Genomic DNA, 25,352 nt, shown 5'->3' with positions numbered 1-25,352 from the left:
GCGCTCAGGATGAAGGGGTATAGCTGAAGGGCACCATGGTGGGGGAGAGCCCACGACAGGCGGGTTTGAGTGCTTGCGGGCCTGCCAGCAGCCAGTCGGTACGGTGACGGTTGCCGAGGTTTTCCATCTTCGCGGGGTCAAAACACCTCACCATCAGGTCGGCGCTCCCCAGTACCCAGCGCCCGGGGGCAGCCTCTATCCAGGCGGCAGCTTCCCGGGCCTGCTCCCCGTCTCCCATCCGATAAGGGTAATGTTTCACTGGTTGCAGGCTAAACAGCAGATGCTGCTCCTTGAAGCCCGCCAGCAGCAGTTCATCCCCCGCGGGCACCCTCTGCGCCGCCAATGCCATGACTCCCTGAGGGGTGCGCACCTCGTTGAGGCGCACGCTTATCCAGCAGGAGTAGATCAGCCACCCCACCGCCAGGGAGCAGAGAATGGCGGTCAGTGGCGCCCGGCGAAGCCAGGCATTGATCAGCAGCAAGGATCCCCCCAGCACCAGCAGGGGAAGCCAGGGATCCGGCCCCAGTTCCCCCAGACGGCTGGCCACTCTGTCGCTAAATGCCAGCACCAGAGCCCCCACCAGCCCTGCCCCCCCCAGCAGCCAGCCGAGCCCGGCCAGCAGTCGCCCCGGCCAGACCCGGACCAGCAGGGTGCCGATGAAGGGTGCGGTCAGGAGCGCCAGGGCGGGCGTACCGGGCGTGATGTAGACGCCCCGCTTGCCCGGCGAGCAGGAGAAAAACAGCACCACCAGCACCAGATAACCCAGCAGCAGCAGGATACGCCTGTCCTGCGCCCGGATGGCGCGCCGCCAGGTCACCACCAGCCAGGGCAGCAGCAGAGAGAGTGGCAGCCAGAACGGCGGGATCACCGAGGTGAGGTAGTACCAGAAGGGTTTGACGTGGTGCCAGGCGCTGGTATAGCGAGTCACCGTCTGGCGCAGCAGTATGTTGTCTCTGTAGGCCAGCAGGAGGGGATCTCCGTTTCGGGTCACGGCCTCCAGCATGGGGACCAGCCAGAGGCCCATCGCCAGGGCCATGGCCAGCGGCCCGAGCAGGGCCTTCAGCCAGGCAGACAAAGGCGCGGCGCGGATTTGTGCCCTGTGGGTCCAGAGCGCGGGAAGCAGCACCAGCAGGGCCAGTACTCCCACCCCCTTGGTGATGACGCCAAGCCCTGCGGCAAACCAGCCGAGCCAGTACCAGCGCCACCCGCCACCGCAGAGGAGGAAGCGCAGAAAACCATAGAGACCGAGGGTGATGAAGGCCGTCGCCAGGGCATCGATCTGCGCCGTCTTGGCCTGCAGGGTGAACTGGACGGTAAAGAGCAGCAGCAAGCCCGCCAGAAATCCCGTCGCCGGATCCCACAGGCGGCGCCCCAGATCCCACACCAGCAAGATGGTCAGCAAGCCAGACAGCAGGGAGGGCAGCAGAAAGGCCAGCCGGATGGAGCCAGTCAACACATAACCGATCGCGATCCCCCACATAAATAGCGGCGGCTTGTCCGGATAGAGCTCCCCGCCGCGCATGGGGAAGAGCCACTGGCCACTCTCCACCATCTCCTTGGCGATCAGGGCAAAGCGCGGCTCGTCCGCCGGCCAGGGGTCCCGCAGACCCAGCCCGGCCCCCAGCACCACCAGCGCGATCAGCAGCAACCAGCCAAGGGACGTCTGATTGAGCAGGGTGCGATCACTCACCATGACGAGCCTCTCCGGTCACTCCCTTGTCACGCCGCCAGCCCCGATGCTGGATATCGAGATAGAGGCTGTACAGCGCGGTGAAGGTGGGGAAGAGGTTTTGCAGCACGCCGACGGAGTCCTGCTTGGGAGAGAAGGTGAAGTAGCTGAGCGTCATCAGGCTGCCGAGCACGCTCATGTACCAGAACAGGCGCGGGATGACGGGTCGCCCCGCCCGCCTGGACGCCAGAAACTGCACCAGCCAGCGTCCGCCGAACATCAGCGCCCCCGTGTAGCCGATCAGCTTCCAGCCGGTGACATGCACCCCGGTCCAGTCCAGCCAGTCGATGGGGGCAGACAGCCAGGCGTCCATCACTCCAGCATCTCCCGGATTTCAACCACCTTGGAGCGGCGCTGCAACCACCAGACCCCGACCACGTCCACCAGCCCGACCCAGAGCCGGTTCCAGACCCCGTATTTGGAGATGCCCGCCTGGCGTGGCCTGTGGTTGACCGGCCAGGGCGCCATGCGCCCCCCTTGTGCCTGGATCAGCGCGGGGATGTAGCGGTGCATGTGATTGAAGGCGGGCAGTTTCAGATACCAGTCGCGACGCACCACCTTGAGCCCGCAGCCGGTATCCGGAATGCCGTCGCGCAGCAGCAGATCGCGAAAGCCGTTGGCCAGCTTTGAAGAGAGGCGCTTGACCCAGTCGTCACGGCGGTTGACCCGGTGGCCGATGAGGCCCACCTGGTATGGATCGCTCTGGTAGCGGCGCATCGCCTCCTCCAGCATGGCGGGGATGTCGGCGGGATCGTTCTGACCATCGCCGTCGAGTACCACCAGCCAGTCGCCACGCCCGTGGCGCACCCCGCTCAGCACCGCCATGCTCTGGCCCACGGCATGGACATGGCACAGCACCTTCAGCCTGGTGAAACGCGTCTGCAAATCGCGCAGCACCACATGGCTGTCGTCCACACTGCCATCGTCCACATAGATAAGTTCGTACTCGAACCTGCCCCCAAGGGCGGCATCTATTTCGCCGACGAGCGGGGCCAGATTGTCCCGTTCATCCTTGGCGGGTACCACGACAGAGATATCGACCGATTCGACCATATGCATATCCTGCCCTCATCCGAGGCGCTATCGATTCACCCGGCAGACCCGACGACATTGCATCGTGGCCTGGCTGACATCATGCAAATACAAGGCATTAGAAAACAACTGTGTCAGCATATTGAACCTCAATTAACAAATCTGTCAAAGCAGTCACTGACCCGGGAGCCATACCGCCTCTCCCCTGCACCAAAAGTTCCATACCGTTTTCATCTCTGTTGCTCACCCACATAACCAGATGTTCCATCTGCTGGCTGGCGTCCCTCCCCGGATCGGGCCTATATGTTGCGGATACCAAAGACGAGGTTTCCATGAAAAAACGACTCTGGGGCTGGGGACTCCTGATACTGCTGGCCACCACTTCCCACGCAGATCCCTTTCGTCAGGCCCCCAAGGCCATGAGCGCACTGCGCCAGGGCGCCGCCATGGAACAGGGCAATCCGAGGCAGGCCATCGCCCACTACTGCACCGCCGCCAACCTTGGCAACCCGGAAGCCTATTACCGCATCGGCCGCCTGCTGGCCCGCGGCCCCCAGGGGATCCGAAATGCCCGCAGCGCCAACGCCTACCTGGCCATGGCCATGCGCCTTGGCAACCAGCAGGCCGCCCGTTACTACAACGAGCGGGTAGGCAATGCGTCCCTGGGTACCTGCGGCATCGGAGGCGGTGGCGGAGCCCCCTGGGTGCGCCCCAGTACCCCCTTCGATCAGGATCGCTACCTGGCCAGACAGTCACAGGCCAAGCAAAAGCTGGCCGTCATGATCCGCCAGGCCGCCCAGCGTCACAAAGTGGACCCCCAGCTCGCCCTGGCCATCGCCATCGCCGAATCCAATCTGAACAGCACCGCCGTCTCCCCCAAGCAGGCGCAGGGCGTCATGCAGCTCATTCCCGAAACCCAGGCCCGCTTCGGCGTGACCCGGCCGTTCGATGCCCAGCAGAACATCCGTGGCGCCATGATCTACCTGAAGTGGCTGGAGAAGCAGTTCGGTCCGGACTGGGTGAGGATCAGCGCCGCCTACAACGCCGGGGAACAGGCCGTGCTGCGCCACGGCGGTGTGCCGCCCTATCAGGAAACCCAGGAGTATGTGCAGCGGGTGCTCTACTACTCGGGACAGGATCCTGACAAACCGGCCCGCCGCAGCTCACCGCACTGAGCTTGCCCGGTTGCCCTCTTCCCTCGCGCTTGTCGGCCGTCCCGGCCTGCGGCGCCCGGCTTTGCCGCCCCTCTCCCATTGGTTTACAATCGACGGGTTTTTTGGAACCGGGTTGACGGCCCGTCGACCCGGCCCCACCACGACATCAGTTTGTTAATGCCAAGACATTAAACTGCTGAAAGGAAGAGAATTAGCCAATGGCTCAATTTATTTACACCATGAACAGGGTTGGCAAGGTCGTGCCGCCCAAGCGTCATATTCTCAAGAACATCTCCCTCTCCTTCTTCCCGGGGGCCAAGATAGGCGTGCTGGGTCTGAACGGCGCCGGGAAATCGACCCTGCTGCGCATCATGGCGGGCATCGACACCGAGATCGAAGGGGAAGCCCGTCCGCAGCCCGGCATCAAGATTGGCTACCTGCCCCAGGAGCCGAAGCTGGATCCGGAGCAGACCGTACGCGAAGCGGTCGAAGAGGCGGTCGGCGACGTCAAACGCGCCATGGCGCGCCTCGACGAGGTCTATGCAGCCTACGCCGACCCGGATGCGGATTTTGACAAGCTGGCCCGCGAGCAGGGCGAGCTGGAAGCCATCATCGCCGCCCAGGGCGGTCACAACATGGAGAACCAGCTGGAGCGTGCGGCCGACGCCCTGCGCCTGCCGGCCTGGGATGCCCAGATCAAGCACCTCTCCGGGGGTGAGCGCCGCCGGGTAGCCCTGTGCCGCCTGCTGCTGGAAAAACCGGACATGCTGCTGCTGGACGAACCGACCAACCACCTGGATGCGGAATCCGTGGCCTGGCTGGAGCGCTTCCTGCACGACTACGAAGGCACCGTCGTGGCCATCACCCACGACCGCTACTTCCTCGACAACGTGGCGGGCTGGATCCTGGAGCTGGACCGCGGCGAAGGCATCCCCTGGGAGGGCAACTACTCCTCCTGGCTGGAGCAAAAAGATGCCCGTCTGGCCCAGGAAGCGAGTTCCGAAGCCGCCCGTCGCAAGTCCATCGAGAAGGAACTGGAGTGGGTTCGTCAGAACCCGAAAGGCCGTCAGGCCAAATCCAAGGCCCGTATGGCTCGCTTCGAAGAGCTCAACACCAACGACTACCAGAAGCGCAACGAGACCAACGAGCTGTTCATTCCGCCCGGACCGCGCCTGGGCGACAAGGTGGTGGAGGTGGCCAACCTCTGCAAGTCCTATGGCGACCGCCAGCTGATCGATGATCTCTCCTTCTCCATTCCGAAGGGTGCCATCGTCGGCATCATCGGTCCGAACGGTGCCGGTAAATCGACCCTGTTCCGCATGATGTCGGGTCAGGAGCAACCGGATTCCGGTTCCATCACCCTGGGTGACACCGTGGTGCTGGCCTCCGTGGATCAGTTCCGCGACAGCATGAACGACAAGAAGACGGTGTTCGAGGAAGTCGCCGACGGCCAGGACATCCTGCGCATCGGCAACTACGAGTTCCCGAGCCGCGCCTACATCGGCCGCTTCAACTTCAAGGGTTCCGACCAGCAGAAGCGGGTCGGCGAGCTCTCCGGTGGTGAACGTGGCCGTCTGCACCTTGCCAAGCTGCTGCAGACCGGCGGCAACGTGCTGCTGCTGGATGAACCGACCAACGATCTGGACATCGAAACCCTGCGCGCCCTCGAGAACGCCCTGCTGGAGTTCCCGGGTTGCGCCATGGTCATCTCCCACGACCGCTGGTTCCTCGACCGCATCGCCACCCACATCCTGGACTACCAGGACGAGGGCAAGATCGAATTCTTTGAAGGCAACTTCACCGAATACGAAGAGTGGAAGAAGAAGACCTACGGTGCCGAGGCTATTCAGCCGCGCCGCGCCAAGTACAAGCGCATTGCCAAGTAAGGCGAGGCAACAGCCGCGCCGCCAGGCATGACGTCACAAGGGGAGCCGGGGCTCCCCTTTTTTGCCTCTTCTGACTTACAATCTCCACCTCTACCCCAGCGATAGCGACCCATGATCCAAGCCTCCACCACCAGACTCACCATCCAGATCCGGCTCGAACCCGGCTGTCTGGGGCCGGATGGCAAGCAGCACATCGATACCTTCTGCGCGGCCGCCAACCGGATCCTCGCCGCCATCGAACCCCGACGGGTGCACTGGGTGCTGCTGCCCCGCCATGACAAGCAACTTGCCGAGCAGGCCTACTTCCTTGATGGCCGCCCCTTGAGCGAAACCCAGGCCACCCTGCTGCTGCAACGCATGGGGTTGACCCTCGATCCCTTGCTGGAGCAGAGCGATGCCGTGCTGAGCCAGCTTATCGAACGCTACCAGAAAAACCGTTGATCCCGATGTGGAAACGGGGCTCTATTGGTCCCCTTTCTCCTGCCTCCGGGAGAAAACGTTTGAATTTTTACTCTATTCATTGATCCGCCTCGCACATCCGGGGTTTGTAAACCTGGCCGCCTGTGTGAAAATGTGCGCGCTGTCACGGTATCAGGACGAGTCTGGTCACTTCACCGCCAGAATCAGGGTCCGTCGCCCCGCATGGATGGGCCGGGCCCCCTGCTGCCTATTTCACGTCACCCATTGGAATCCAACATGAATCAACCACATCACGCTACCGGGCAGACCGCCAGCCCGGCTGCCGGGCAGGGATTGCTCGAGCGCCTGTTTGCCCTGCGCGGTCATGGCACCACGGCCCGCACCGAGGTGATCGCCGGCATCACCACCTTCCTGACCATGGTCTACATCGTCTTCGTCAACCCGCAGATCCTCTCTGCGGCAGGCATGGACACCCAGGCCGTGTTCGTTACCACCTGCCTCATCGCCGGCATCGGCAGCATCCTGATGGGTCTGCTGGCCAACCTGCCCATCGCCCTGGCTCCCGCCATGGGCCTCAACGCCTTCTTCGCCTTCGTGGTGGTGGCCGGCATGGGCTACTCCTGGCAAGTGGGCATGGGCACCATCTTCTGGGGTGCGCTGGGCCTGCTGATCCTGACCCTGCTGCGGGTACGCTACTGGCTCATCGCCAACATTCCCCTGACACTGCGGGTCGGCATCACCGCCGGCATCGGTCTGCTCATCGCCCTGCTCGGCCTGCACAATGCCGGCATCGTGGTCGCGAGCCCCGCCACCATGGTGACCGTGGGCAACCTCACCTCCCTGCCCTGCCTGCTGGGGCTGCTCGGCTTCTTCCTCATCTGCATCTTCTCCGCCCGCGGCGTCCACTCAGCCGTGCTCATCGCCATCGTGGTGACCACCACCCTGGGCTGGCTGTTCGGCGACGTCACCTTCAAGGGCTTCGTCTCCGTGCCGCCGAGCATTGCACCGGTCTTCGGCCAGCTGGACCTGATGGGATCGCTGGACATCAGCCTCGCCGGGATCATCTTCTCCTTCATGCTGGTCAACCTGTTCGACTCTTCCGGCACCCTGATCGGCGTGACCAACCGCGCCAAGCTGGCCGATGACAAGGGGCACTTCCCGCGCATGAAGCAGGCCCTGGTGGTGGACAGCGTCAGCTCCGTCGGCGGCGCCTTCATGGGGACCTCGTCCGTGACGGCCTACATCGAGAGCAGCTCCGGCGTCGCCGTCGGCGGTCGCACCGGCCTGACCGCCATCGTGGTGGGCATCCTGTTCCTGCTGGCCATCTTCTTCTCTCCGGTCGCCGCCATGGTACCGGCGTATGCCGCAGCGGGGGCTCTCATCTACGTGGGCGTGCTGATGTGCTCCGAGCTGACCCGGGTAAAGTGGGAAGACCTGACCGAAGCGGTGCCGGCCTTCATGACCGCGGTGATGATGCCGTTCAGCTTCTCCATCACCGAGGGGATCGCCGTCGGCTTCATCTCCTACTGCGTGATGAAGACGGGCACCGGCCGCTGGCGCGAGATCAACCCCTGCGTGCTGGTGGTGGCCCTGCTCTTCGTCCTCAAGTTTGTCTGGGTCGATGCCCACTGATTTTTCTTCCATGAAAAGAAAAACCAGACTCTGAAAACAAAAATGCCCGTCATCGACGGGCATTTTTTTATGGCGGGCTCAGGGCTCAGCGAATACCGCGGGCCTCGCGGATCCACTCCCAGGCCTGCTGGATCTCCTGGGTCTTCTCTTTGGCCATCTCCATCATCTCGGGGGGCAATCCCTTGGCAGCCAGCTTGTCAGGGTGATGCTTGCTCATCTCCTTGCGATAGGCACGCTTGATCTCCTGATCGCTGTCGCTCTCGTTCACCCCGAGCAACTGATAGGCATCCTTGAGGCGATCCCGGGAGGGGGGCTCCTGACGGTATTGCTGCCCCTGGCCACTGCCCTGCTGTTGCTGGCGGTGGAAGAAGTTCATCTGGGCCTCGGCCATGGCCAGAATGCGGGCAAGCTCGATGCGACTGAACCCCAGCTCGTCGGCGATGGTTTGCAGGATGGCCCGCTCGTTCGCCTCCACCTGACCGTCGGCGAAGGCGGCCTGCAGCTGGACCTCGAGGAAGAAGCGCAGGATGTCACGCTGCCCCAGGCTCGCCTGGCGAAACTCCGCCAGGGTCTCGCGCAGGGGGAAGTCCGCCTCCTTGCCCTGGCGGAATGACTCCTGGGCCCGTACCCGCTGCTCTCCGGCCAGCCGCATCCTGTCCATCAGGTTGGATGCGACCCGTATTTCATGCTCGGTGACCTGGCCGCTCGCCTTGGCGATGTGGCCCATGACGGCGAAGGTGGCATGGAAGAAAACGGCCTGCTGTTGCTGGCTGGGCGCCCGCTGGAAGGCACCGCGGATCCCCATGCCCCGATCGAAGCGATGGCCGATCCACAGGCCCAGCAGGGCACCGAAGATGTTGCCGAGCAAAAAACCGAAGAAGGTGCCAAGCACCTTGCCCCAAATACGCATGGTTCAAGACCTCGTGATGTTAATGGGTGCCGGCGAGCAGTTGCTCGTCCAGCTCGCGCAGCCGATCCACTGTGCCGATGTCGCGCCACTCGCCTGCCAGCAGGCTGCCACCCACCCGTCCCTGCGCCATCCAGTCGCGCAGCAGGGGGGCCAGCTTGCGCGCCCCGCAGGGCAAGCCAGCAAAGGCAGCGGGGTGATAGAGACCGACGCCGCTGAAGGTGAGGGCCGGGGTGTCCAGCACCCGACCCGCTTGCAGGGAGAAGTCCCCTTGCGGATGCTGGGGAGGGTTGGGCACCAGCCAGAGGTGGGCGAGATCCTCCCCAAGCGGCTGGCTCACCAGAGCGCGATAATCCAGGTCGAGCCAGGTATCGCCGTTGATCACCAGAAAGGGTTCGCTGCCCAGCAGGGGCAGCGCCTGCACGATGCCGCCGGCGGTCTCGAGCGCGCTCTCTTCGGCCGACCAGTGGATGGATACCCCGAGCGCACTGCCATCGCCGAGGGCCGCCACCAGCTTGTGTCCGAGCCAGGCGTGGTTGATCACAAGCTGGGTCACCCCGGCAGCAGCCAGCTTCTCGATGTGGTGCACGATGAGCGGCTTGCCCCCCGCCGCCAGCAGCGGCTTGGGCAGCAGATCGGTGAGCGGACGCATCCGCTCCCCCCGCCCCGCGGCCAGGATCATCGCCTTCATGGTGTCACCCCGGTGCGCGCCAATCCGGGCAGCACCACCTGCTCCAGCCACTGGCCGAAGCGGGCCAGCACCGGATAGGAGGCGCCATGGCTGCGACAAACATCGACCACATAGCCGAGGGTGCGGGGAATGTCCTTGAGGTAGCCGGCCTTGCCATCGCGGTGATAGAGGCGGGTGAAGAGACCCGCCGCCTTGAGGTGGCGCTGCATGCCGGTGAGATCGGCTGCGCGACGAAACGCGGCATAGTCCAGATTGCCGAGCAGGCCGGCCCCTTGCAGGGTGTCGAAGCCAAGTCGCATGCCCTGCTCGATCACAGCGTCCGGCCAGCGCACGTAGCAATCTTTGAGCAGGGAGACCAGGTCATAGCTCAGCGGCCCGATGACCATGTCCTGGAAGTCGATAAGGGCGAGGTCGCTCTCCGTCGGGTTCATCCCGCCGCACACCATCAGGTTGCGGCTGTGGAAGTCCCGGTGCATTACTCCTTGTGGCTGGGCCAGGTTGCTCGCCGTGAGGCAGGCGAAGGTCTCCGCCAGCAACTGCTGCTCTTCATCGCTCAGGGTCAGTTGCAGGTGATGCCCCAGCAACCACTCGGGGAAGATGGCATTTTCCCGGGCCATGAAGGCCTCATCGAAGGGCTCGAGCTCGAGCGCCACGGCGCCGAGCCTTGGCAGCAGGGCGATGGCCTTGCCATACCAGGCCAGTACGCTCGCTTCGTTCAGGCAGCCGATAAGCTGGGTATCCCCCAGGTCCGTCACCGCCAGCAATCCCTGCTCGTAGTCGACCCCCTTTACCTCGGGGGCCAGCAGCCCCGCATCGTGCAGGGCGGCCGCATTGCGAACGAATTCATGATTTTTTTCGGTTTTCGGATTAGCATCCACCCACACCAGACCGCCGCCCCGGAAGTAGCGGCGGAAACTGGCGTCACCGGAAATAAGCGTCAACGAGAGGTTGGCGTCACCGGAAATCCGGCGAGCCCATTGCAAAAGCAGGGAAGCGCGATCGTGCATGAGTCGGGAACCAAATTGGAAAGCAGCACTTGGCTGTTAGCCCTGGCCGCAATAATGCTTTATCATTGCCGGCTAACATAAAGCAATGACATGCAATGTCAACTCGATGGATCCTGACATAAAATGCATGCCCTGAATCCACCGTTTTTACTACGGATTGCGCGAGCCTTTCACATGACAAAATGGACACTGGGATACTCCTGTCCCATCGCCCTGACCATCAGCCTTGTTCCTGCCCTGAGCCCGCTCATGGCCCAGGCAGCGCCACTCAATGCGCCACCCGCTACCGGGATCCTCGACAGCCTCTGCTATGACTATGTCCCCAAGATAGAGAAGCCCACTGCGGGCCAGGACGCCAATGCCCAGCCCGTCGAGGTGGATGCCGATCGCCTGGAGGCCAAGCAGGGCGGTACCGCCGTCTACGAGGGTGACGTCAAGGTGCGCCAGGGCGTGCGCAAGTTCGACTCCGACTATGCCCAGCTCGACCAGAAGAGCCGGGATGTCATCGCCATCGGCAACATCTATTACAACGATGGCCAGATCACGGTCACCAGCGACAAGACCCTGAAATCCAACCTGGACACCAAGAACTCCGAGCTGGAAGAGGGCAAGTATCAGGTCCATGGCTCACCGGTGCGCGGCTTCGCCGAAAAGGTGACCATGACCAACAACAACCAGAACATCACTCTGGAAGGGGCCCAGTACACCACCTGCCCACCGGGCCAGGAGGCCTGGACCCTGAAGGCCGGCAGCATCGACATCGATCAGTCCGAGGTATTCGGGGAGGCCTGGAACGCCAGCCTCTGGCTCTATGACTATCCGGTCTTCTACTTCCCCTATATCAACTTCCCCATCAAGGATGAGCGCAAGACCGGTCTGCTCTACCCGGGCTATACCCAAAGCTCCAAGAACGGCATGGACATCACCCAGCCGTTCTACTGGAACATCGCCCCCAACTACGATGCCACCATCACCTCCCGCTTCATGGACAGGCGGGGCCTGATGGAACAGGTCGAGTTCCGCTACATGCCGGACCCGGCCCACGTGGGGAGCCTCTACTTCGAGAACCTGGCAGACGACAAGCAGTACGACGAGACGGCCAGCCTCAATCAGCATCTCTCTGACGGTCACCGCTACCTGCTCAGTGCCCGCCACACCTCCATGTTCATGGACAACGCCATGCGGGTGTCGGTGGACTACACCAAGGTACGGGACCAGGACTACAACTACTTCAACGACTTCACCCCCAAGGTGGGGACCCAGGTCGACAACCAGTTGCAGCAATCCCTGAAGGCAGGTTACTACCAGCAGAACTGGAACCTCGATGCCGAGGTACGGACCTACCAGATCCTGCTGGCCAGCGCCCAGCAACCCCACGAGCTGATGCCGCGCATCAACCACAACTACTACCAGCAGGGCAACTGGTACGATCTGGCATGGAATACCGAGCTGACCAACTTCGGCTACAACAACGATCAGGCCATCGAGCAGAACAAGGGGGAAGCCTACACCGGCACCCGGGTCTACACGGCCCCCACCCTGACCATCCCCCTCGTTGACGAGGCAGGCTACTTCCTCGACAGCCAATACAAGCTGATGTACACCCGTTACGACCAGACGGTGCCTGACCAGATGAGCAGCACCTTCACCAATCGTTTCACCCCGAGAGAGGGCGGCGACGTCACCCTGGAAGAGGGGACCATCACCCGGGTACTGCCCTCGTTCCGTCTCAAGGGCGGCATGACCTTCGAGCGGGATCAGCAGTGGTTTGGCGAGGGAGCCAACCAGACCCTGGAGCCTGAGTTCCAGTACCTCTATGTGCCCTACAAGGATCAGGACAACATCGGTGTCTATGACTCCACCACCATGCGCCAGGACTACTACAGCCTGTTCAGCGATCGCCGCTTCGCCGGTCTGGACCGCATCAGCGACTCCAACCGACTCTCCTTGGGGGTCACCACCCGCATTTATGATCCGGCCGGGGATGAACGAATCCGGTTGGCCGTTGCCCAAGCCTTCGACTTCGTGGCGCCCAGGGTCAAGCTTTACAGCAGCGATGAGCTGAGTACCAATACCCGCTCCCCGCTGTCGTTCGAGGGTGACGCCAAGATCAACGAGCAGTGGTATGCCCATGCGGGGGCACAATATGATATGGAACAGCGCCAGATAAGCTCTGCCAACAGCGCCCTGGAGTACCGTCACGAGAAGTTGATCAGCCAGTTGAACCACCGCTTCGTGCGGGATGCCAACTACGACCTCGACCACAAGGGGCAGGTGACGGATCTCAACCAGATCGGCCTGCTGCTGACCACCCCGCTGGACGATCGCTGGCACCTTTATGGCGGCTACTATCAGGAGCTCAACCAGAACGTCAAAGTGGACCGCAAGGTGGGTCTGAAATACGACTCCTGCTGCTGGAGCATCAACTTCAACCTGGAATGGGTCAACACGCCAGACAACGTGAACCTGACCCCGACGTCCGAGCGCAGCCTCGGCATTCAATTTGAAATGAAAGGATTGGGTAGCGTGGGTACCGGCTCCAAGGGCACCTCCCTGGACACCGAAGCACTGCCTTACATTCGTCCGTTTAACCTGCGAGACCAGTAATCGGTCTGGCAAACGCCTTGAGAGATGGATATGAAGAAGACGTTGATTTCCCTGCTGACCGCAGGCCTATTCGGAGTCATGAGCCAGGGTGCCCTCGCCGCCCCCGAGCTGATGGACAAGGTGCTTGCCGTGGTCAACAAGGATGTGGTGCTGGCCAGTCAGCAGGAGGCCCTGGTGCAAAAGGTCAAGGCCTCCGCCCAGGAGAGCGGCCAGTCCCTGCCCGATGACGTCACCCTGCGCAAGCAGGCGCTGGATCGCCTGATCCAGGAGAGCCTGCAACTGCAACTGGCGGAGCGCCAGGGGCTCAAGATCAGTGACACCCAGCTGGAACAGGCCATTCAGAGCATCGCCGCCGACAACAAGATGAACCTGGAGCAACTGCGCGCCCAACTGGAGCGGGAAGGCCTGACCTACGCCCAGTACCGTGAGGAGGTGCGCCGCGAGATCCTGATGAACGAGGTGCGCCGCAGCCAGGTCCGCCGTCGCATCAACATCTCCGATCAGGAGGTCAAACAGGTGGTCGAGGCCCTGAGCAAACAGGGCCAGCAGCAGACGTCATATCATATCGGCCATATCCAGGTCGCGCTGCCGGACAACCCGAATGCCGAGCAGCTCAACGCTGCCAAGGCCAAGATCGAGCGCATTCTGGCGTCCCTGAAAGAGGGGGCCGACTTCCGCAAGCTGGCTATTGCCGAGAGTAACGGTCCCAAGGCGCTGGAAGGGGGTGACTGGGGCTGGTTGAGCCCGCAGGAAATGCCCACCCTGATGGCGGAAGCCGTGCAAGGGGCAGGCAAGGGTGACATCGTCGGCCCGCTGCGCTCCGGCGCCGGTCTGCACATCATCAAGATCTTCGACACCAAGGGTCAGCAACAGGTCATGCAGACCGAGGTGAAGGCGCGCCACATCCTGATCAAGCCCTCCATCATCCTGAGCGAGGAGAAGGCCAAGGGCACCCTGGACGGCATCCTGCACGACATCAAGAGCGGCAAGGCCAGCTTTGCCAGCATGGCAGAGAAATACTCCGAGGATCCGGGCTCTGCGGTGCAGGGCGGCGAGCTGGGCTGGTCTGATCCCAACGTCTATGTGCCGGAATTCCGCGACATGCTGGGGCGCCTGCAACCGGGCCAGATCAGCGAACCCTTCCGCACCAGCCACGGCTGGCACATCGTGCAGCTCGAGGATCGCCGCAGCCAGGACGCCACCGGCAAGGCCCAGGAGCAACGCGCCTACCAGCTCATCTTCAACCGCCGCTTCGCCGAAGAGTCCCAGGCCTGGCTGGATGAGCTGCGCGACGAAGCCTACATCCAGATCGAACCCAATTGATGGGCGACAAGCAGATGAACAAGGCGCATCCAGCGCACGCCGAGGCACAGCTGAGCTGCCACCGGCTTGCCATCACCCCGGGTGAACCGGCTGGCATAGGCCCGGATCTGATACTGCAGATTGCCCAGCGGGCCTGGCCCCATCAGCTGGTGGTGATCGCCGATCCCGCCCTGTTGCGCGAACGGGCCGCCCTGCTGGGGCTGCCCGTCGAGCTTGAACCCTATGACGAAAGCGCCCCCACCCGTCCGCAGCGGGCGGGGACTCTGACCGTCTGCCCCGTGCCGCTCGGCGCCCCCGTGGTGCCAGGCAAGCTGGATGAGGGCAACGGCGCCTATGTGCTGGCCACCTTGCAGCGCGCCTGCGACGGCAACCTGAGCGGCGAATTTGCCGCCGTGGTGACCGGGCCGGTGCACAAGGGGATCATCAACCAGGCTGGCGTCTCGTTCAGCGGTCACACCGAGTTCTTCGCCCAGCAGTCCGACACCGCCGATGTGGTGATGCTGCTGGCCACCGAAGGGCTGAGAGTGGCCCTCGCGACCACCCATATTCCCCTTGCCTATGTGGCCAAGGCCATCACCGAAGATCGCCTTGGCAAGGTGATCCGCATCCTGGATGCGGATCTCAAGCGCAAATTCGGCATCGAACAGCCCCGGATCTATGTCTGCGGCCTCAATCCCCATGCCGGGGAAGGGGGTCATCTGGGCCGTGAAGAGATCGATGTCATCGAACCCGCCCTGGTCGCCCTGCGCCAGGAAGGGATCGATCTGGTCGGCCCGCTGCCGGCCGATACCCTGTTCCAGGACAAATACCTCAAGGATGCGGATGCGGTACTCGCCATGTACCACGATCAGGGGCTGCCCGTGCTCAAGTACAAGGGCTTTGGCAACTCGGTCAACATCACCCTCGGACTTCCCTTCATCCGTACCTCGGTGGACCACGGCACCGCACTGGATCTGGCAGGCAAGAACCTGGCAGACCCCGGCAGCCTCACCACCGCGATCAACCACGCCATCCAGATGGTAGAGAAAAAAAGATATGAGCAGTAAGGTGCACATGGGCCACACGGCCCGTAAGCGTTTCGGTCAGAACTTCTTGCACGACCGGTATGTGATCGACCAGATAGTGGCCGCCATCAACCCGCAACCGGGTCAGAATCTGGTGGAGATAGGCCCGGGTCTGGCCGCGCTCACCGAGCCGGTCGCCGCCCAGATGGACAAGATGACCGTGGTCGAGCTGGACCGGGATCTTGCCGCACGTCTGCGCGAACACCCGACCCTCAAGGAGAAGCTGACCGTCATCGAAGCCGATGCCATGCGCTTTGACTTCAGCACCCTGATGGGGGAAGGCAAGGGGCCGCTGCGCATCTTCGGCAACCTGCCCTACAACATCTCCACCCCGCTCATCTTCCACCTGTGCGAATTTGCCGACCGGGTGGAGGACATGCACTTCATGCTGCAAAAGGAAGTGGTGCTGCGTCTGGCCGCCGGCCCGGGCAGCAAGGCCTATGGCCGTCTGAGCGTGATGACCCAGTACTACTGTCAGGTAGTGCCGGTGCTGGAAGTGGGCCCGGGCGCCTTCAAGCCGGCGCCGAAGGTGGATTCCGCCGTGGTGCGTCTGATCCCGCACAAGAACCCGACTATCGTCGCGAAAGACATTCGTTGCCTGAACCGGGTCTGCACCGAAGGCTTCGGCCAGCGTCGCAAGACCATTCGCAACAGCTTCTCCAACTTCATCACCGACGCCCAGCTGACCGAGCTTGGCATCGATGGCAACCTGCGCCCGGAGAATCTCTCCCTCGAGCAGTTCGTCACGATCGCCAACTGGCTGGCCGACCAGCAACAGGCCTGATCCCATGACCCAAGCCCGGATAGTGGTCCGCCCCCACCCCAGCTATGTGGCGGGAACCGCAGATCCCTGCCATTTTCTCTATCGCATCGAGATTGAGAACCTGGGTCCGGGCACGGTGCAACTGCTGCATCGACGCTGGCTCATTACGGATGCCAATGGCAAGATGCTGGAAGTGGAAGGTCCCGGCGTGGTCGGTGAACAACCCCTGATCGCCCCCGGCGAGACCTTTTCCTACCAGAGTGGCGTTCCCCTCGCCACACCGCTTGGCGTGATGGAAGGCAGCTACATCCTGCAGGATGAATCGGGGCAACAATTCGAAGCCCCCATCGCCCCCTTCACGCTGGCCGTCCCCAACATAATCAACTGAGGTTTCATGGCGAACTGTTTCGTCGGTGATATCCAGGGCTGCTACGACGATTTGCGCCGTCTGCTGGATCTTGCCGAGTTCGACTTCGATAACGACACGCTCTGGCTGTGCGGCGATCTCGTCGCCCGGGGGCCGGACTCCCTCAACACCCTGCGTTTCGTCAAATCACTGGGGCAGCAGGCCGTCACCGTGCTCGGCAACCACGACCTGCACCTGCTGGCGGTGGCCCACGGAGTCGCCCCGCTCAAGAAGAAAGACAAGCTGCAGGCGCTGATGGAGGCGCCGGATCGGGACGAGCTGCTGGAGTGGCTGCGTCACCGTCCCCTGCTGGCAGAACACCCCGACCTGCCCATCATGATGGTGCATGCGGGCCTCTCCCCCGCCTGGGACGCCCACACCGCCCGCAGTTGTGCCCGGGAGGTGGAGAGCCTGCTGCGCGGGGATCAGTACAGCTGGCTGCTGCACAACATGTATGGCGATCAGCCCGACAGCTGGAACGACAACCTGCTGGGCATAGAACGTTACCGCTACATCATCAACAGCTTCACCCGGATGCGCTTTTGCTACTTCGACGGGCGCCTCGACTTCAAATGCAAGAAGGGCCCCACCGAATCGACCCCGGGCCTGCGCCCCTGGTTCGAGCAGCGCGAGCACCATGTGGATGACCCCATCCTAGTCTTCGGCCACTGGGCGGCCCTGATGGGCAACACCGGCAAATCCGATATCAAGGGACTCGACACCGGGTGCGTCTGGGGCAACAGCCTCACCCTGTGGCGCTACGAGGACGACGCCCTGATCGCCACCCCCTGCCCGGCCTATGCCAAGTAGAGCGGCTCTCTGCGGAACAAGGGAATGATCCGCCGTTGAGAGGAGAGCAATGCCCTCTCCTGCGAAATGGAGCTGAAAACAGAACGGGCCCGGCAATGCCGGGCCCGTTTTTTCATGATGAGCGGATCAGAGCCTGCGCCCCAGCCGTTTCTCGACCTGGCGCCGCTCCCATTCCGGGCCAAACAGCTTGAAGGGCTGGAACAGGTTGATGGCGTGGGAAGCCAGCCCCAGCCCCCATCCCAGCATGGGCCACCAGGCCCAGATATAGTCCGGGTTGCTCAGGTAGTTGATGACAAACAGCCCCCCTATCACCAGCACATAGCTCATGAGGTGGCCGTAGAAGCCCCTGAGCCCCTCCACGAACTTCATCGCCTCCCGCTCATCCCGCGCCACCTGCACGCGTCCCCGATCTTCGCCCTCATTCCCTTTCATCTCGCTCTCCTGCAGTTGGGTCACATCGAGCTCGAAGACGGCGGCCAGGGCCTTGAGGGATTCCAGTCCGGGTTGCTGGCCCTGCTCTATTCGCTGAATGGTGCGAACGCTCAGGCCAGTGAGGGTCGCCAGCTGTTCCTGGGACCATCCCCGTTGCAATCTCAACTTCCTGACGATCATCTTGCGCTCCTTGTGGTGATTGACAGGGCCAGCATAGGGAAAGGGGATGAGAGGCGACACGACAGATGGCCGACACTCACCTGACTTGCTTTAAAAATCAAAATCTTACTACCATGCAATCGTGGCTCTTGCGCCCCGAGCAGCCAGGCTTGGCGTGCCGCTGGCGACCAGACGTCGCGGGGGGTTACAACCCCTGCATCAGCTCGGCACCAATCTCGAAGGAGCGCAGGCGCGCCTGATGATCGACGATGGGGCCGTTGAACATCAGCTCGTCCGCTCCGGTCTCTGCCAGCAGAGCCTTGAGGCCGTGGCGTACCCGATCCGGCTCCCCCACCAGGGAGCGAGCCAGGGTCTGCTCCATCGCCATCAATTCGCGGGGAGACCACTCATCCCCCAGCGTCTGCACCGGCAGTGGCAGCTTGCCGGCATCCCCCCGGTAGAGACGCAGGAACTGCTGCTGCAGGGTGGTGAACAGGAAGCGGGCCTCACGATCGGTGTCGGCGGCGATCAGATTGACGCACACCACCGCATGGGGTTTGGGCCAACGGGCAGAGGGACGGTATTGGGTACGGTAGATCTCCAGCGCCTGCAGCAACATGGCGGGAGCGAAGTGGGAGGCAAAGCCGAACGGTAACCCCATGGCCGCAGCCAGTTGGGCACTGTAGAGGCTGGAGCCCAGCAGCCAGATGGGCACATGGAGTCCCTGACCCGGCACCGCCTGCACGGCACCGACCTCGTCGCCAAAATAACTCATCAGTTCGCGTACATCCGCCGGGAAATCATCCACCTCGCCGCTGCGCTGGCGGCGCAGCGCCTGCATGGTGCGCTGATCGCTGCCAGGGGCGCGGCCCAGGCCGAGATCGATGCGATCCGGATAGAGGGAACTCAGCGTACCGAACTGCTCCGCAATGACCAGGGGGGAGTGGTTCGGCAACATGATGCCGCCAGCCCCGAGCCGCAACGTCGTGGTGCCCCCGGCCAGGTGGCCAATCAGCACCGCTGTGGCGGCGCTGGCAATGCCCGGCATGTTGTGGTGCTCCGCCAGCCAGTAGCGATGGTAACCCCAGCGCTCCGCATGGCGAGCCAGATCCAGCGAGTGGCGAAACGACTCGGCCGGCAGACCACCTTCGGGAACGGGCACCAGATCCAGCACGGAATAGGGGACGACAGACATGGGACACTCCATTGGTTCACAGGGCGTTTATCAGGGGAGCAATGTAGCACGAGATATCTGAACGAATCATCTCACCACAGGGGCAAGGACGCAGCGCGAAGGCCGGCTGTTGATTTGGGGCTGAAGAGCGCAAGATCGAGTCCTAGGCTTTTTGTCATCCAGCAAGCACACTGTTAGGTGACCAATACAGCGATCGCCAGGGGACAAGGATCCGTCCATGACAAACGCAAGTCTCAGTCGCAGACCCTTTTACGTACACATTGCCACCCTTTTCATCCTGCTCTTCTCCTTGCTGGGGGGCGCCCTCATCGTGCTGCAGTTCCAGCAGGGCATGCAGCAGGGGCTGGAGCACGAACGTCAGAGCTTCCAGCAATACCGGGAGCAGCTTGCCCTCGCCATCAAGCTGAACCAGCGACCGGCCCGCATGTCCCTGAATCTGCTGCGCAGCGGCCAGCTGTCCGCCATGACAGGACTGGAGACGCGGCTTGCCTTCCTGCCCCAGCTGGCGGAAGTGCTGGCCAACAGCACCAGTTACGGCGCCATCTATGCCGGTTACGAGGACGGCGATTTCTTTCTGGTACGCAAGCTGACCGAACGGGCGAGAGGGGCGCTGGAGGCGCCTCCGCCCGAGAGCCGCCTGCTGGTCCAGAGCCTGCATCAGGGACAAGGAGAGTTCCTCTATTTCGACCAGCGGCTGCGGCTGCTGGAGCGGCGCCCCATGCCGGACTACCGTTTCGATCCGCGAGATCGGGGCTGGTACAAGGAGGCGCGCTGGAGCACGGGCATCATAGTGACCCACCCCTACCTCTTCTTCACTACCCGGGAGCCAGGCATGACACTGGCGGTGGAGAGCGACGATCGCCGGGCGGTGATCGGGCTCGATGCGGGCGTGGAGGGACTCTCTTCCCTCATCGGCGAATTGCCCCTGCCCGGTCACAGCCAGCTGGTGCTGTTTGACGAGGTCGGGACCCTGCTGGCCACGGATCCCGAGCGCCTTCCAAGCTTCGAGCAACTGAGCCGCCTGCCCATGCTGTCGGCCCTCAATCACCCCATTCTCACCAGGCTGCAACAGGAGATGGCCGCGCGGCCTGCCCTGCTGCATCACCCCGCCGAGCTGACCCTGGCCACGGTTCAGGGTCAGGAGTGGCTGGTCAACCTCTCCTCCCTCGGGGAAGAGTCCCCGTTTTATCTCGCCCTCCTGGTGCCCACCGAGGTGCTCACCGCCCCGGCGCGCCAGGATGCGCTGCACAATCTCGCCTGGGCCCTTGCCGGTCTGCTGCTCCTGCTGCCCGTCATCTGGCTGGCTGCCCGGCGCACTGCCGCCCCCTTGCTGGTATTGACCGGGGAGGCTGAGCGCATCCAGCACTTCGACTTTGGCGAAAGCCCGGGGCCGGATTCGGCGATCCGCGAAATTGACGACCTCGCCCGCGCCATGTCCAGCATGCGCCTGACCCTCGGCAATTTCATGAACATGGGCCGGGCGCTGGCGGCAGAGCATCGCTTCGATTCATTGCTCAGCCGCATCCTGCACGAGACGGTGGCGGCTGCCCAGGCCGAGGGCGGCTGCCTCTTCCTGGCCCAGGAGAGCGAGATGCAGGCCGTTCACGCCATCTGGCAGGGGCAGCCGCTGGCGTGCGAACAGGTACAGTGGCAGGCGGCGCTGCTCGGCGGTCTCTACCACACGGAGCGCCTCTGCCTGCCCCTCGACGAGGCACAGTGGGCCCGCTACCTCAGCGACTGGGGCCCCTTCCCCGGCGCCTGCCAACTGCTGGTCGAGCCCCTTCACAACCACCGTCAGGAGCTGATCGGCTGCCTGTTGCTGATCCTGCCAGACTGCTCGGCCCGCGAACTGGCCTCGCGCATCAGCCTCATCGAGGCACTGGCGGGCACCTCCTCCTCCGCCATCGAAAACCAGCGCCTGCTGGAGGAGCAGAAGCAACTGCTGGAAGCCTTCATCGAGCTCATCGCCGGTGCCATCGATGCCAAGAGCCCCTACACCGGCGGCCACTGCCAGCGGGTGCCGGAACTGGCCAGGATGCTGACCCAGGCCGCCTGCTCACAGCAGACGGGGCCCTTTGCCGATTTCCGGCTCAACGAAGAGGAGTGGGAGGCCATCCATATCGCGAGCTGGCTGCACGACTGCGGCAAGGTCACCACCCCGGAGTTCGTGGTGGACAAGGCGACCAAGCTCGAGACCATTTACGACAGGATCCACGAGATCCGCACCCGCTTCGAGGTGCTCAAGCGGGATGCCCACATCGAGGCGCTCTGCGCCCTGCTGCCCCCATCCAGGCAGCAGGCCGCCCTCGAGGCTGTAACCCCCCTCTGGCACACCCTGGATCAGGAGTTCGCCTTCGTGGCCGAGTGCAATCTGGGGGGCGAGTGGATGGCGCCGGAGAAACTCGCCAGGCTGGATGCCATTGCCAGCCGCACCTGGTTGCGCACTCTGGACGATCGGCTCGGCATCAGTCAGGAGGAGCGCAAGCGCCACCAGGAGGCACCCTCTCCCCTCCCCTGCCGAGAGTCGCTGCTCGCCGACAAGGCGGTCCATCTCATCCCTCGCCCCGAGCACGACAATCTCGCCCGACACAACCCATGGGGCTTCAAGGTGCGGGTGCCCACCCACCTCTACAACCGGGGAGAGCGCTACAACCTCGCCATCGGCCGTGGCACTCTCACCGAAGAGGAGCGCTACAAGATCAACGATCACATCATCCAGACCATACGCATGCTGGAGAAGCTCCCCTTCCCCCGCCATTTGCGCAAGGTGCCGGAGATTGCGGGGGGCCATCACGAGCGGATGGACGGCACGGGCTATCCGCGCCAGTTGCAAGGGGGGCAGATGAGCATTCCCGCCCGCATCATGGCCATTGCAGACATCTTCGAGGCGCTGACGGCGAGCGATCGCCCCTACAAGTCTGGCAAAACGGTCTCCCAGTCCCTGGCCATCATGGTGAAGATGGTGCAGGAACAGCACATAGACCCGGCCCTGTTTGCCCTCTTCATCGAGAGCGGCATCTGGCGGGACTACGCCAGACGCTTCCTCGCCCCCGAGCAGCTGGACGAGGTCGAATGCCAGGCCCTGCTGGCAGGATCACACTGACCTTCCGCCGGCACTCGCCCATAAAAAAACGGTCAACCCGGGTTGACCGTTTTTCGTTCCACTTCGCCCCTTAGAACAGCAGGTGCGCCACACCGGCAATCACCGGCAGGGTGACCAGGGTGCGCAGCAGGAAGATGACGAACAGCTCCCACAACTTGACCGGGATCTTGCTGCCCAGCAACAGAGCGCCCACTTCCGACATGTAGATGAGCTGGGTGACCGACATGGCGGCGATCACGAAGCGGGTGATGTCGCTCTCGATAGTGGAGGCCAGCACCGCCGGGATGAACATGTCGGCGAAGCCCACCATGATGGTCTTGGAAGCGGCTTCCGCCTCCGGCAGTTGCAACAGCTCGAGCAAAGGCACGAAGGGCGCCCCCAGCCAGTTGAACACCGGGGTGTGCTCCGCCAGCATCAGGGCACAGGTCCCGACGGCCATCACCACCGGCAGCACGCCAAACACCATGTCCAGGGCGTTTTTCACCCCTTCACGCGCCACGGCGCCGAGATCCGTCATGCTGTCGGCCTTGGTCAGGGCACGATGGTAGCCGTAGCTCAGCACGCTGTGCTGATGGGGGATTGCCTCCTGCTTGCGGCACAGGGGAGTACCGTCGCTGTAGACATCCTTCTTCCAGGAGAGCGGCGGCAGGCGCGGTACCACGATGGCGGCCGCCACACCGGCCAGGCAGACGGTCAGGTAGAAGGGGACGAACATATGCTCCAGCTTCACCTGGGAGATCACCACCAGACAGAAGGTGATGGAGACGGCGGAGAAGGTGGTACCGATGACGGCCGCTTCCCGCTGGGTGTAGAACTTGCCTTCATACTGCTTGCTGGTCAGCAGGATCCCGACGCTGCCATCACCGAGCCAGGAGGCGAAGCAGTCCACCGCAGAACGACCCGGCAGACGGAACACCGGACGCATGATGCGGGTCATCATGGTACCGACAAACTCCAGCAGACCAAAATCCAGCAGCAAGGGCAGCAGCAGGCCCGCAAAGATGAAGACGGAGAACAGTACCGGCAGCAGATCATGGAGCACCAGGCCGCCGGTCGCCCCTGAGCGCAGCACCTCGGGACCGACTTCAAAGAAGGTCAACAGCACGAAGACCCCGCCCAGCACCCGCACGCACGCCCAGAAGGGGGAGACGTTGAACAGGCTGTTGAGGAAGGGGCGCTTTACCAGGATCGCCGGTTTGAACAGCCAGGCGATCAGGGTCATCAGCATGGTGGTGGTGATGATGGCGCTGACCATGGCCACCAGATGATCGGCAAACACCGTTTGAACCAGCTTCGCCAACACGGCGACGGGAATGGTGACATTGCCGTCATAGATGACCGGGGTCATGAACAGCAGGATCCCGATCAGTGACGGGATCAAAAACATCAGCACGTTGCGGCGAGTACGGATTACCGGTGCTTCCAGGGTCTTTTCCAACATATAAACAGCCTTAAATGTGACTTTTCCTTCAGCCGGGCCGCCTGCATACTCATGCCCTCGCCCGGAAAACGGGCGCAAGAATAACCCAAAAAACTGCACAAACAAGCCGTTAATTGATCATTTCAAGCATAAATATTTTATCAGGCGAACCATCCATAAGAACAAACCAAAACAGTCATGCATATCGATTCAATTTGAATGGTTAGCATAATGTTTCATACAGGTTACATTCAGGTGCGCAGTATAATCCGCAGCCACTGTCAGGCAATAAGAGACATGAAAAATATATCTATAGGGTGATCCCGTCGATCCTCCCATAAAAAAACCGGAGCCTGTCTGGCTCCGGTCTTGTCACGAACATGATGCTCAATCGCGAACGTAAATGACTTCGACGCCGTCGTCGTCCTCATCGTCCCAGTCGTCATCGTCCAGGCCATCATCGAAGGCCTTGGACGCCGCCAGGGCATCGGCTTCCGCCTTGGCCAGCTGGTTCTTGTGATAGTCGTCCCACTTGAACTCCACCTTCTCGATGGCGTCTCTGGCATCCTCCGCCAGCTGACGAGGCATGGTGTCCAGCAGATCCAGGATGTCGTAGCACACCTTCTTGGTGCCTTCCTTGCTGATGGCGGTGATGGCGTAGACCGGACCTTCGTGGTTGAGGGCTGCCTTGACTCTGTCCATCACTTCCTGAGCCTCTTCTTCCAGGATCAGGTCCATCTTGTTGAAGACCAGCCAGCGCGGCTTGCCCGCCAGCTCGGGGCTGTATTTTTCCAGCTCCCGGACGATGGTCACGGCATTCTCGGCAGGATCGGAGCCATCCACCGGGCAGATGTCCACCAGGTGGATCAGGACGCGGCAACGCTCCAGGTGCTTGAGGAAGCGGATACCCAGGCCTGCTCCCTCGGCAGCCCCTTCGATGAGGCCGGGAATGTCGGCAATGACGAAGGAGCGGGAGTTTTCACCGCGTACCACACCCAGGTTCGGTACCAGGGTGGTGAAGGGGTAGTCTGCCACTTTCGGACGGGCCGCAGAAACGGCGCGAATGAAGGTGGACTTGCCTGCGTTGGGCAGACCCAGCATGCCGACATCCGCCAGCAGCAGCAGCTCCAGCCTCAGGGTACGCACTTCACCCGGGGTGCCGTTGCTCTTCTGGCGCGGCGCCCGGTTGACCGAGCTCTTGAAGCGGGTGTTGCCAAGGCCGTGGAAGCCGCCCTTGGCAACCAGCAGCTTCTGATCGTGACTGGTCAAATCCCCCAGCAGTTCGCCGGTGTCTTCATCGGTGGCACGGGTTCCCACCGGCACGCGCAGGATCTTGTCCTTGCCGCGACGACCGGTACAGTTGGCACTCTGGCCGTTCTCGCCACGCTCGGCGGCGTGGAAGCGCTCGAAACGGTAGTCGATCAGGGTGTTCAGGTTTTCATCGGCCACCAGATACACGTCGCCACCATCACCGCCGTCACCGCCGTCCGGGCCGCCGTTCGGGATGTACTTCTCGCGGCGGAAGCTCACACAACCGTTACCACCGTCACCGGCATCGACTCGAATCTGGACTTCATCAACAAACTTCATAGGTAACCGTCACCTTAATTCG

21 protein-coding genes are annotated in these 25,352 nt (G+C 62.7%); 11 read left to right on the top strand and 10 right to left on the bottom strand.

Annotated elements, in window-relative coordinates; translation table 11 throughout:
• Positions 1-4: 4 nt before the first annotated feature.
• Genes AB5Y93_RS05380 through AB5Y93_RS05370 form a run of 3 tightly spaced genes read right to left on the bottom strand, consistent with a single transcriptional unit; the run spans position 5 to position 2,782 of the window.
• Entirely contained in the window at positions 5-1,693 is a 1,689-nt protein-coding gene (locus tag AB5Y93_RS05380; protein WP_368228918.1) for an ArnT family glycosyltransferase, read from the bottom strand.
• The gene (locus AB5Y93_RS05375) at positions 1,683-2,042 is read right to left on the bottom strand and encodes a lipid-A-disaccharide synthase N-terminal domain-containing protein (protein ID WP_045523761.1); all 360 of its coding nucleotides are present in this window, start codon (positions 2,040-2,042) and stop codon (positions 1,683-1,685) included. Before AB5Y93_RS05375 ends, AB5Y93_RS05380 begins: the two co-directional genes overlap by 11 nt.
• A complete protein-coding gene (locus tag AB5Y93_RS05370) occupies positions 2,042-2,782 on the bottom strand; it encodes a glycosyltransferase family 2 protein (RefSeq protein ID WP_042864348.1) in 741 nt (246 codons plus the stop codon). Before AB5Y93_RS05370 ends, AB5Y93_RS05375 begins: the two co-directional genes overlap by 1 nt.
• 311 nt (positions 2,783-3,093) lie before the next feature.
• Between AB5Y93_RS05370 and AB5Y93_RS05365 the strand changes: the two genes are divergently transcribed.
• The 4 genes from AB5Y93_RS05365 to AB5Y93_RS05350 all read left to right on the top strand — a co-directional run bounded on the left by AB5Y93_RS05365 (position 3,094) and on the right by AB5Y93_RS05350 (position 7,853).
• Positions 3,094-3,936 (top strand): lytic transglycosylase domain-containing protein, encoded by an 843-nt coding sequence (locus AB5Y93_RS05365; RefSeq protein ID WP_368228917.1) that lies wholly within the window; start codon positions 3,094-3,096, stop codon positions 3,934-3,936.
• A 197-nt stretch (positions 3,937-4,133) separates the two neighbouring features.
• Complete coding sequence (gene ettA, locus AB5Y93_RS05360; RefSeq protein WP_010673216.1) at positions 4,134-5,801, top strand: energy-dependent translational throttle protein EttA; 1,668 nt, start codon at positions 4,134-4,136, stop codon at positions 5,799-5,801.
• Positions 5,802-5,912: 111 nt separating this feature from the next.
• Positions 5,913-6,242 (top strand): hypothetical protein, encoded by a 330-nt coding sequence (locus AB5Y93_RS05355; RefSeq protein ID WP_368228916.1) that lies wholly within the window; start codon positions 5,913-5,915, stop codon positions 6,240-6,242.
• A 255-nt stretch (positions 6,243-6,497) separates the two neighbouring features.
• Positions 6,498-7,853 carry an NCS2 family permease gene (locus AB5Y93_RS05350; protein WP_368228915.1) on the top strand — a complete coding sequence of 452 codons (1,356 nt, stop codon included), beginning with the start codon at positions 6,498-6,500 and terminating at the stop codon, positions 7,851-7,853.
• A gap of 85 nt (positions 7,854-7,938) precedes the next feature.
• Here AB5Y93_RS05350 and djlA read toward each other — a convergent pair whose 3' ends face one another.
• Genes djlA through AB5Y93_RS05335 form a run of 3 tightly spaced genes read right to left on the bottom strand, consistent with a single transcriptional unit; the run spans position 7,939 to position 10,458 of the window.
• Entirely contained in the window at positions 7,939-8,763 is an 825-nt protein-coding gene (gene djlA / locus AB5Y93_RS05345; RefSeq protein WP_104454692.1) for a co-chaperone DjlA, read from the bottom strand.
• Positions 8,764-8,782: 19 nt separating this feature from the next.
• A complete protein-coding gene (gene murU / locus AB5Y93_RS05340) occupies positions 8,783-9,451 on the bottom strand; it encodes an N-acetylmuramate alpha-1-phosphate uridylyltransferase MurU (protein ID WP_069651829.1) in 669 nt (222 codons plus the stop codon).
• The gene (locus AB5Y93_RS05335; protein ID WP_368228914.1) at positions 9,448-10,458 is read right to left on the bottom strand and encodes an aminoglycoside phosphotransferase family protein; all 1,011 of its coding nucleotides are present in this window, start codon (positions 10,456-10,458) and stop codon (positions 9,448-9,450) included. The genes murU and AB5Y93_RS05335 overlap by 4 nt, the downstream gene beginning before the upstream one ends.
• A gap of 174 nt (positions 10,459-10,632) precedes the next feature.
• Here AB5Y93_RS05335 and lptD point away from each other — a divergent pair, with 174 nt between their 5' ends.
• From lptD to AB5Y93_RS05305, 6 genes are read left to right on the top strand one after another with little or no spacing between them, the layout of a single operon-like run.
• The gene (lptD, locus tag AB5Y93_RS05330) at positions 10,633-13,065 is read left to right on the top strand and encodes an LPS assembly protein LptD (protein WP_342040195.1); all 2,433 of its coding nucleotides are present in this window, start codon (positions 10,633-10,635) and stop codon (positions 13,063-13,065) included.
• A 30-nt stretch (positions 13,066-13,095) separates the two neighbouring features.
• A complete protein-coding gene (gene surA / locus AB5Y93_RS05325) occupies positions 13,096-14,388 on the top strand; it encodes a peptidylprolyl isomerase SurA (protein ID WP_010673209.1) in 1,293 nt (430 codons plus the stop codon).
• Between the two features lie 50 nt (positions 14,389-14,438).
• Complete coding sequence (gene pdxA / locus AB5Y93_RS05320; RefSeq protein WP_368228946.1) at positions 14,439-15,434, top strand: 4-hydroxythreonine-4-phosphate dehydrogenase PdxA; 996 nt, start codon at positions 14,439-14,441, stop codon at positions 15,432-15,434.
• A complete protein-coding gene (gene rsmA, locus AB5Y93_RS05315) occupies positions 15,424-16,236 on the top strand; it encodes a 16S rRNA (adenine(1518)-N(6)/adenine(1519)-N(6))-dimethyltransferase RsmA (RefSeq protein WP_010673207.1) in 813 nt (270 codons plus the stop codon). Before pdxA ends, rsmA begins: the two co-directional genes overlap by 11 nt.
• Before the next feature lie 4 nt (positions 16,237-16,240).
• Positions 16,241-16,603: a Co2+/Mg2+ efflux protein ApaG gene (gene apaG, locus AB5Y93_RS05310; RefSeq protein WP_368228913.1), complete on the top strand. Its 363-nt coding sequence runs from the start codon at positions 16,241-16,243 to the stop codon at positions 16,601-16,603.
• A 6-nt stretch (positions 16,604-16,609) separates the two neighbouring features.
• Entirely contained in the window at positions 16,610-17,431 is an 822-nt protein-coding gene (locus AB5Y93_RS05305) for a symmetrical bis(5'-nucleosyl)-tetraphosphatase (RefSeq protein ID WP_039040022.1), read from the top strand.
• A gap of 126 nt (positions 17,432-17,557) precedes the next feature.
• On the opposite strand, the gene AB5Y93_RS05300 is transcribed toward AB5Y93_RS05305, so the two are convergent.
• Together AB5Y93_RS05300 and AB5Y93_RS05295 are read right to left on the bottom strand one after the other, a co-directional pair.
• Positions 17,558-18,043: a 2TM domain-containing protein gene (locus AB5Y93_RS05300; RefSeq protein WP_041211140.1), complete on the bottom strand. Its 486-nt coding sequence runs from the start codon at positions 18,041-18,043 to the stop codon at positions 17,558-17,560.
• 184 nt (positions 18,044-18,227) lie between these two features.
• Positions 18,228-19,217 (bottom strand): luciferase-like monooxygenase, encoded by a 990-nt coding sequence (locus AB5Y93_RS05295; protein WP_010673203.1) that lies wholly within the window; start codon positions 19,215-19,217, stop codon positions 18,228-18,230.
• A 217-nt stretch (positions 19,218-19,434) separates the two neighbouring features.
• Here AB5Y93_RS05295 and AB5Y93_RS05290 point away from each other — a divergent pair, with 217 nt between their 5' ends.
• The gene (locus AB5Y93_RS05290) at positions 19,435-22,320 is read left to right on the top strand and encodes an HD domain-containing phosphohydrolase (protein WP_368228912.1); all 2,886 of its coding nucleotides are present in this window, start codon (positions 19,435-19,437) and stop codon (positions 22,318-22,320) included.
• A gap of 70 nt (positions 22,321-22,390) precedes the next feature.
• On the opposite strand, the gene AB5Y93_RS05285 is transcribed toward AB5Y93_RS05290, so the two are convergent.
• Together AB5Y93_RS05285 and cgtA are read right to left on the bottom strand one after the other, a co-directional pair.
• The gene (locus tag AB5Y93_RS05285; protein WP_368228911.1) at positions 22,391-23,761 is read right to left on the bottom strand and encodes a YjiH family protein; all 1,371 of its coding nucleotides are present in this window, start codon (positions 23,759-23,761) and stop codon (positions 22,391-22,393) included.
• Between the two features lie 366 nt (positions 23,762-24,127).
• Entirely contained in the window at positions 24,128-25,330 is a 1,203-nt protein-coding gene (gene cgtA, locus AB5Y93_RS05280; protein ID WP_010673200.1) for an Obg family GTPase CgtA, read from the bottom strand.
• Positions 25,331-25,352: the final 22 nt, after the last annotated feature.

The organism is Aeromonas sp. R10-1 (genome assembly GCF_040908465.1).
Classification (GTDB): Bacteria; Pseudomonadota; Gammaproteobacteria; order Enterobacterales; family Aeromonadaceae; genus Aeromonas; species Aeromonas caviae.
The sequence above is the reverse complement of the archived record's forward strand: the minus strand, read 5'-3'. Positions and strand labels throughout refer to the sequence as shown.

Bases quoted from the DNA above. Each gene is read 5' to 3' on its own strand.
- AB5Y93_RS05295 (WP_010673203.1), bottom strand. From the start codon at position 19,217: ATGTCTGTCGTCCCCTATTCCGTGCTGGATCTGGTGCCCGTTCCCGAA.
- ettA (WP_010673216.1), top strand. From the start codon at position 4,134: ATGGCTCAATTTATTTACACCATGAACAGGGTTGGCAAGGTCGTGCCG.
- AB5Y93_RS05355 (WP_368228916.1), top strand. From the start codon at position 5,913: ATGATCCAAGCCTCCACCACCAGACTCACCATCCAGATCCGGCTCGAA.
- AB5Y93_RS05335 (WP_368228914.1), bottom strand. From the start codon at position 10,458: ATGCACGATCGCGCTTCCCTGCTTTTGCAATGGGCTCGCCGGATTTCC.
- djlA (WP_104454692.1), bottom strand. From the start codon at position 8,763: ATGCGTATTTGGGGCAAGGTGCTTGGCACCTTCTTCGGTTTTTTGCTC.
- rsmA (WP_010673207.1), top strand. From the start codon at position 15,424: ATGAGCAGTAAGGTGCACATGGGCCACACGGCCCGTAAGCGTTTCGGT.
- AB5Y93_RS05285 (WP_368228911.1), bottom strand. From the start codon at position 23,761: ATGTTGGAAAAGACCCTGGAAGCACCGGTAATCCGTACTCGCCGCAAC.
- apaG (WP_368228913.1), top strand. From the start codon at position 16,241: ATGACCCAAGCCCGGATAGTGGTCCGCCCCCACCCCAGCTATGTGGCG.
- AB5Y93_RS05300 (WP_041211140.1), bottom strand. From the start codon at position 18,043: ATGATCGTCAGGAAGTTGAGATTGCAACGGGGATGGTCCCAGGAACAG.
- cgtA (WP_010673200.1), bottom strand. From the start codon at position 25,330: ATGAAGTTTGTTGATGAAGTCCAGATTCGAGTCGATGCCGGTGACGGT.
- AB5Y93_RS05370 (WP_042864348.1), bottom strand. From the start codon at position 2,782: ATGGTCGAATCGGTCGATATCTCTGTCGTGGTACCCGCCAAGGATGAA.
- AB5Y93_RS05375 (WP_045523761.1), bottom strand. From the start codon at position 2,042: ATGGACGCCTGGCTGTCTGCCCCCATCGACTGGCTGGACTGGACCGGG.
- murU (WP_069651829.1), bottom strand. From the start codon at position 9,451: ATGAAGGCGATGATCCTGGCCGCGGGGCGGGGGGAGCGGATGCGTCCG.
- surA (WP_010673209.1), top strand. From the start codon at position 13,096: ATGAAGAAGACGTTGATTTCCCTGCTGACCGCAGGCCTATTCGGAGTC.
- AB5Y93_RS05380 (WP_368228918.1), bottom strand. From the start codon at position 1,693: ATGGTGAGTGATCGCACCCTGCTCAATCAGACGTCCCTTGGCTGGTTG.
- AB5Y93_RS05305 (WP_039040022.1), top strand. From the start codon at position 16,610: ATGGCGAACTGTTTCGTCGGTGATATCCAGGGCTGCTACGACGATTTG.
- lptD (WP_342040195.1), top strand. From the start codon at position 10,633: ATGACAAAATGGACACTGGGATACTCCTGTCCCATCGCCCTGACCATC.
- AB5Y93_RS05350 (WP_368228915.1), top strand. From the start codon at position 6,498: ATGAATCAACCACATCACGCTACCGGGCAGACCGCCAGCCCGGCTGCC.
- AB5Y93_RS05365 (WP_368228917.1), top strand. From the start codon at position 3,094: ATGAAAAAACGACTCTGGGGCTGGGGACTCCTGATACTGCTGGCCACC.
- AB5Y93_RS05290 (WP_368228912.1), top strand. From the start codon at position 19,435: ATGACAAACGCAAGTCTCAGTCGCAGACCCTTTTACGTACACATTGCC.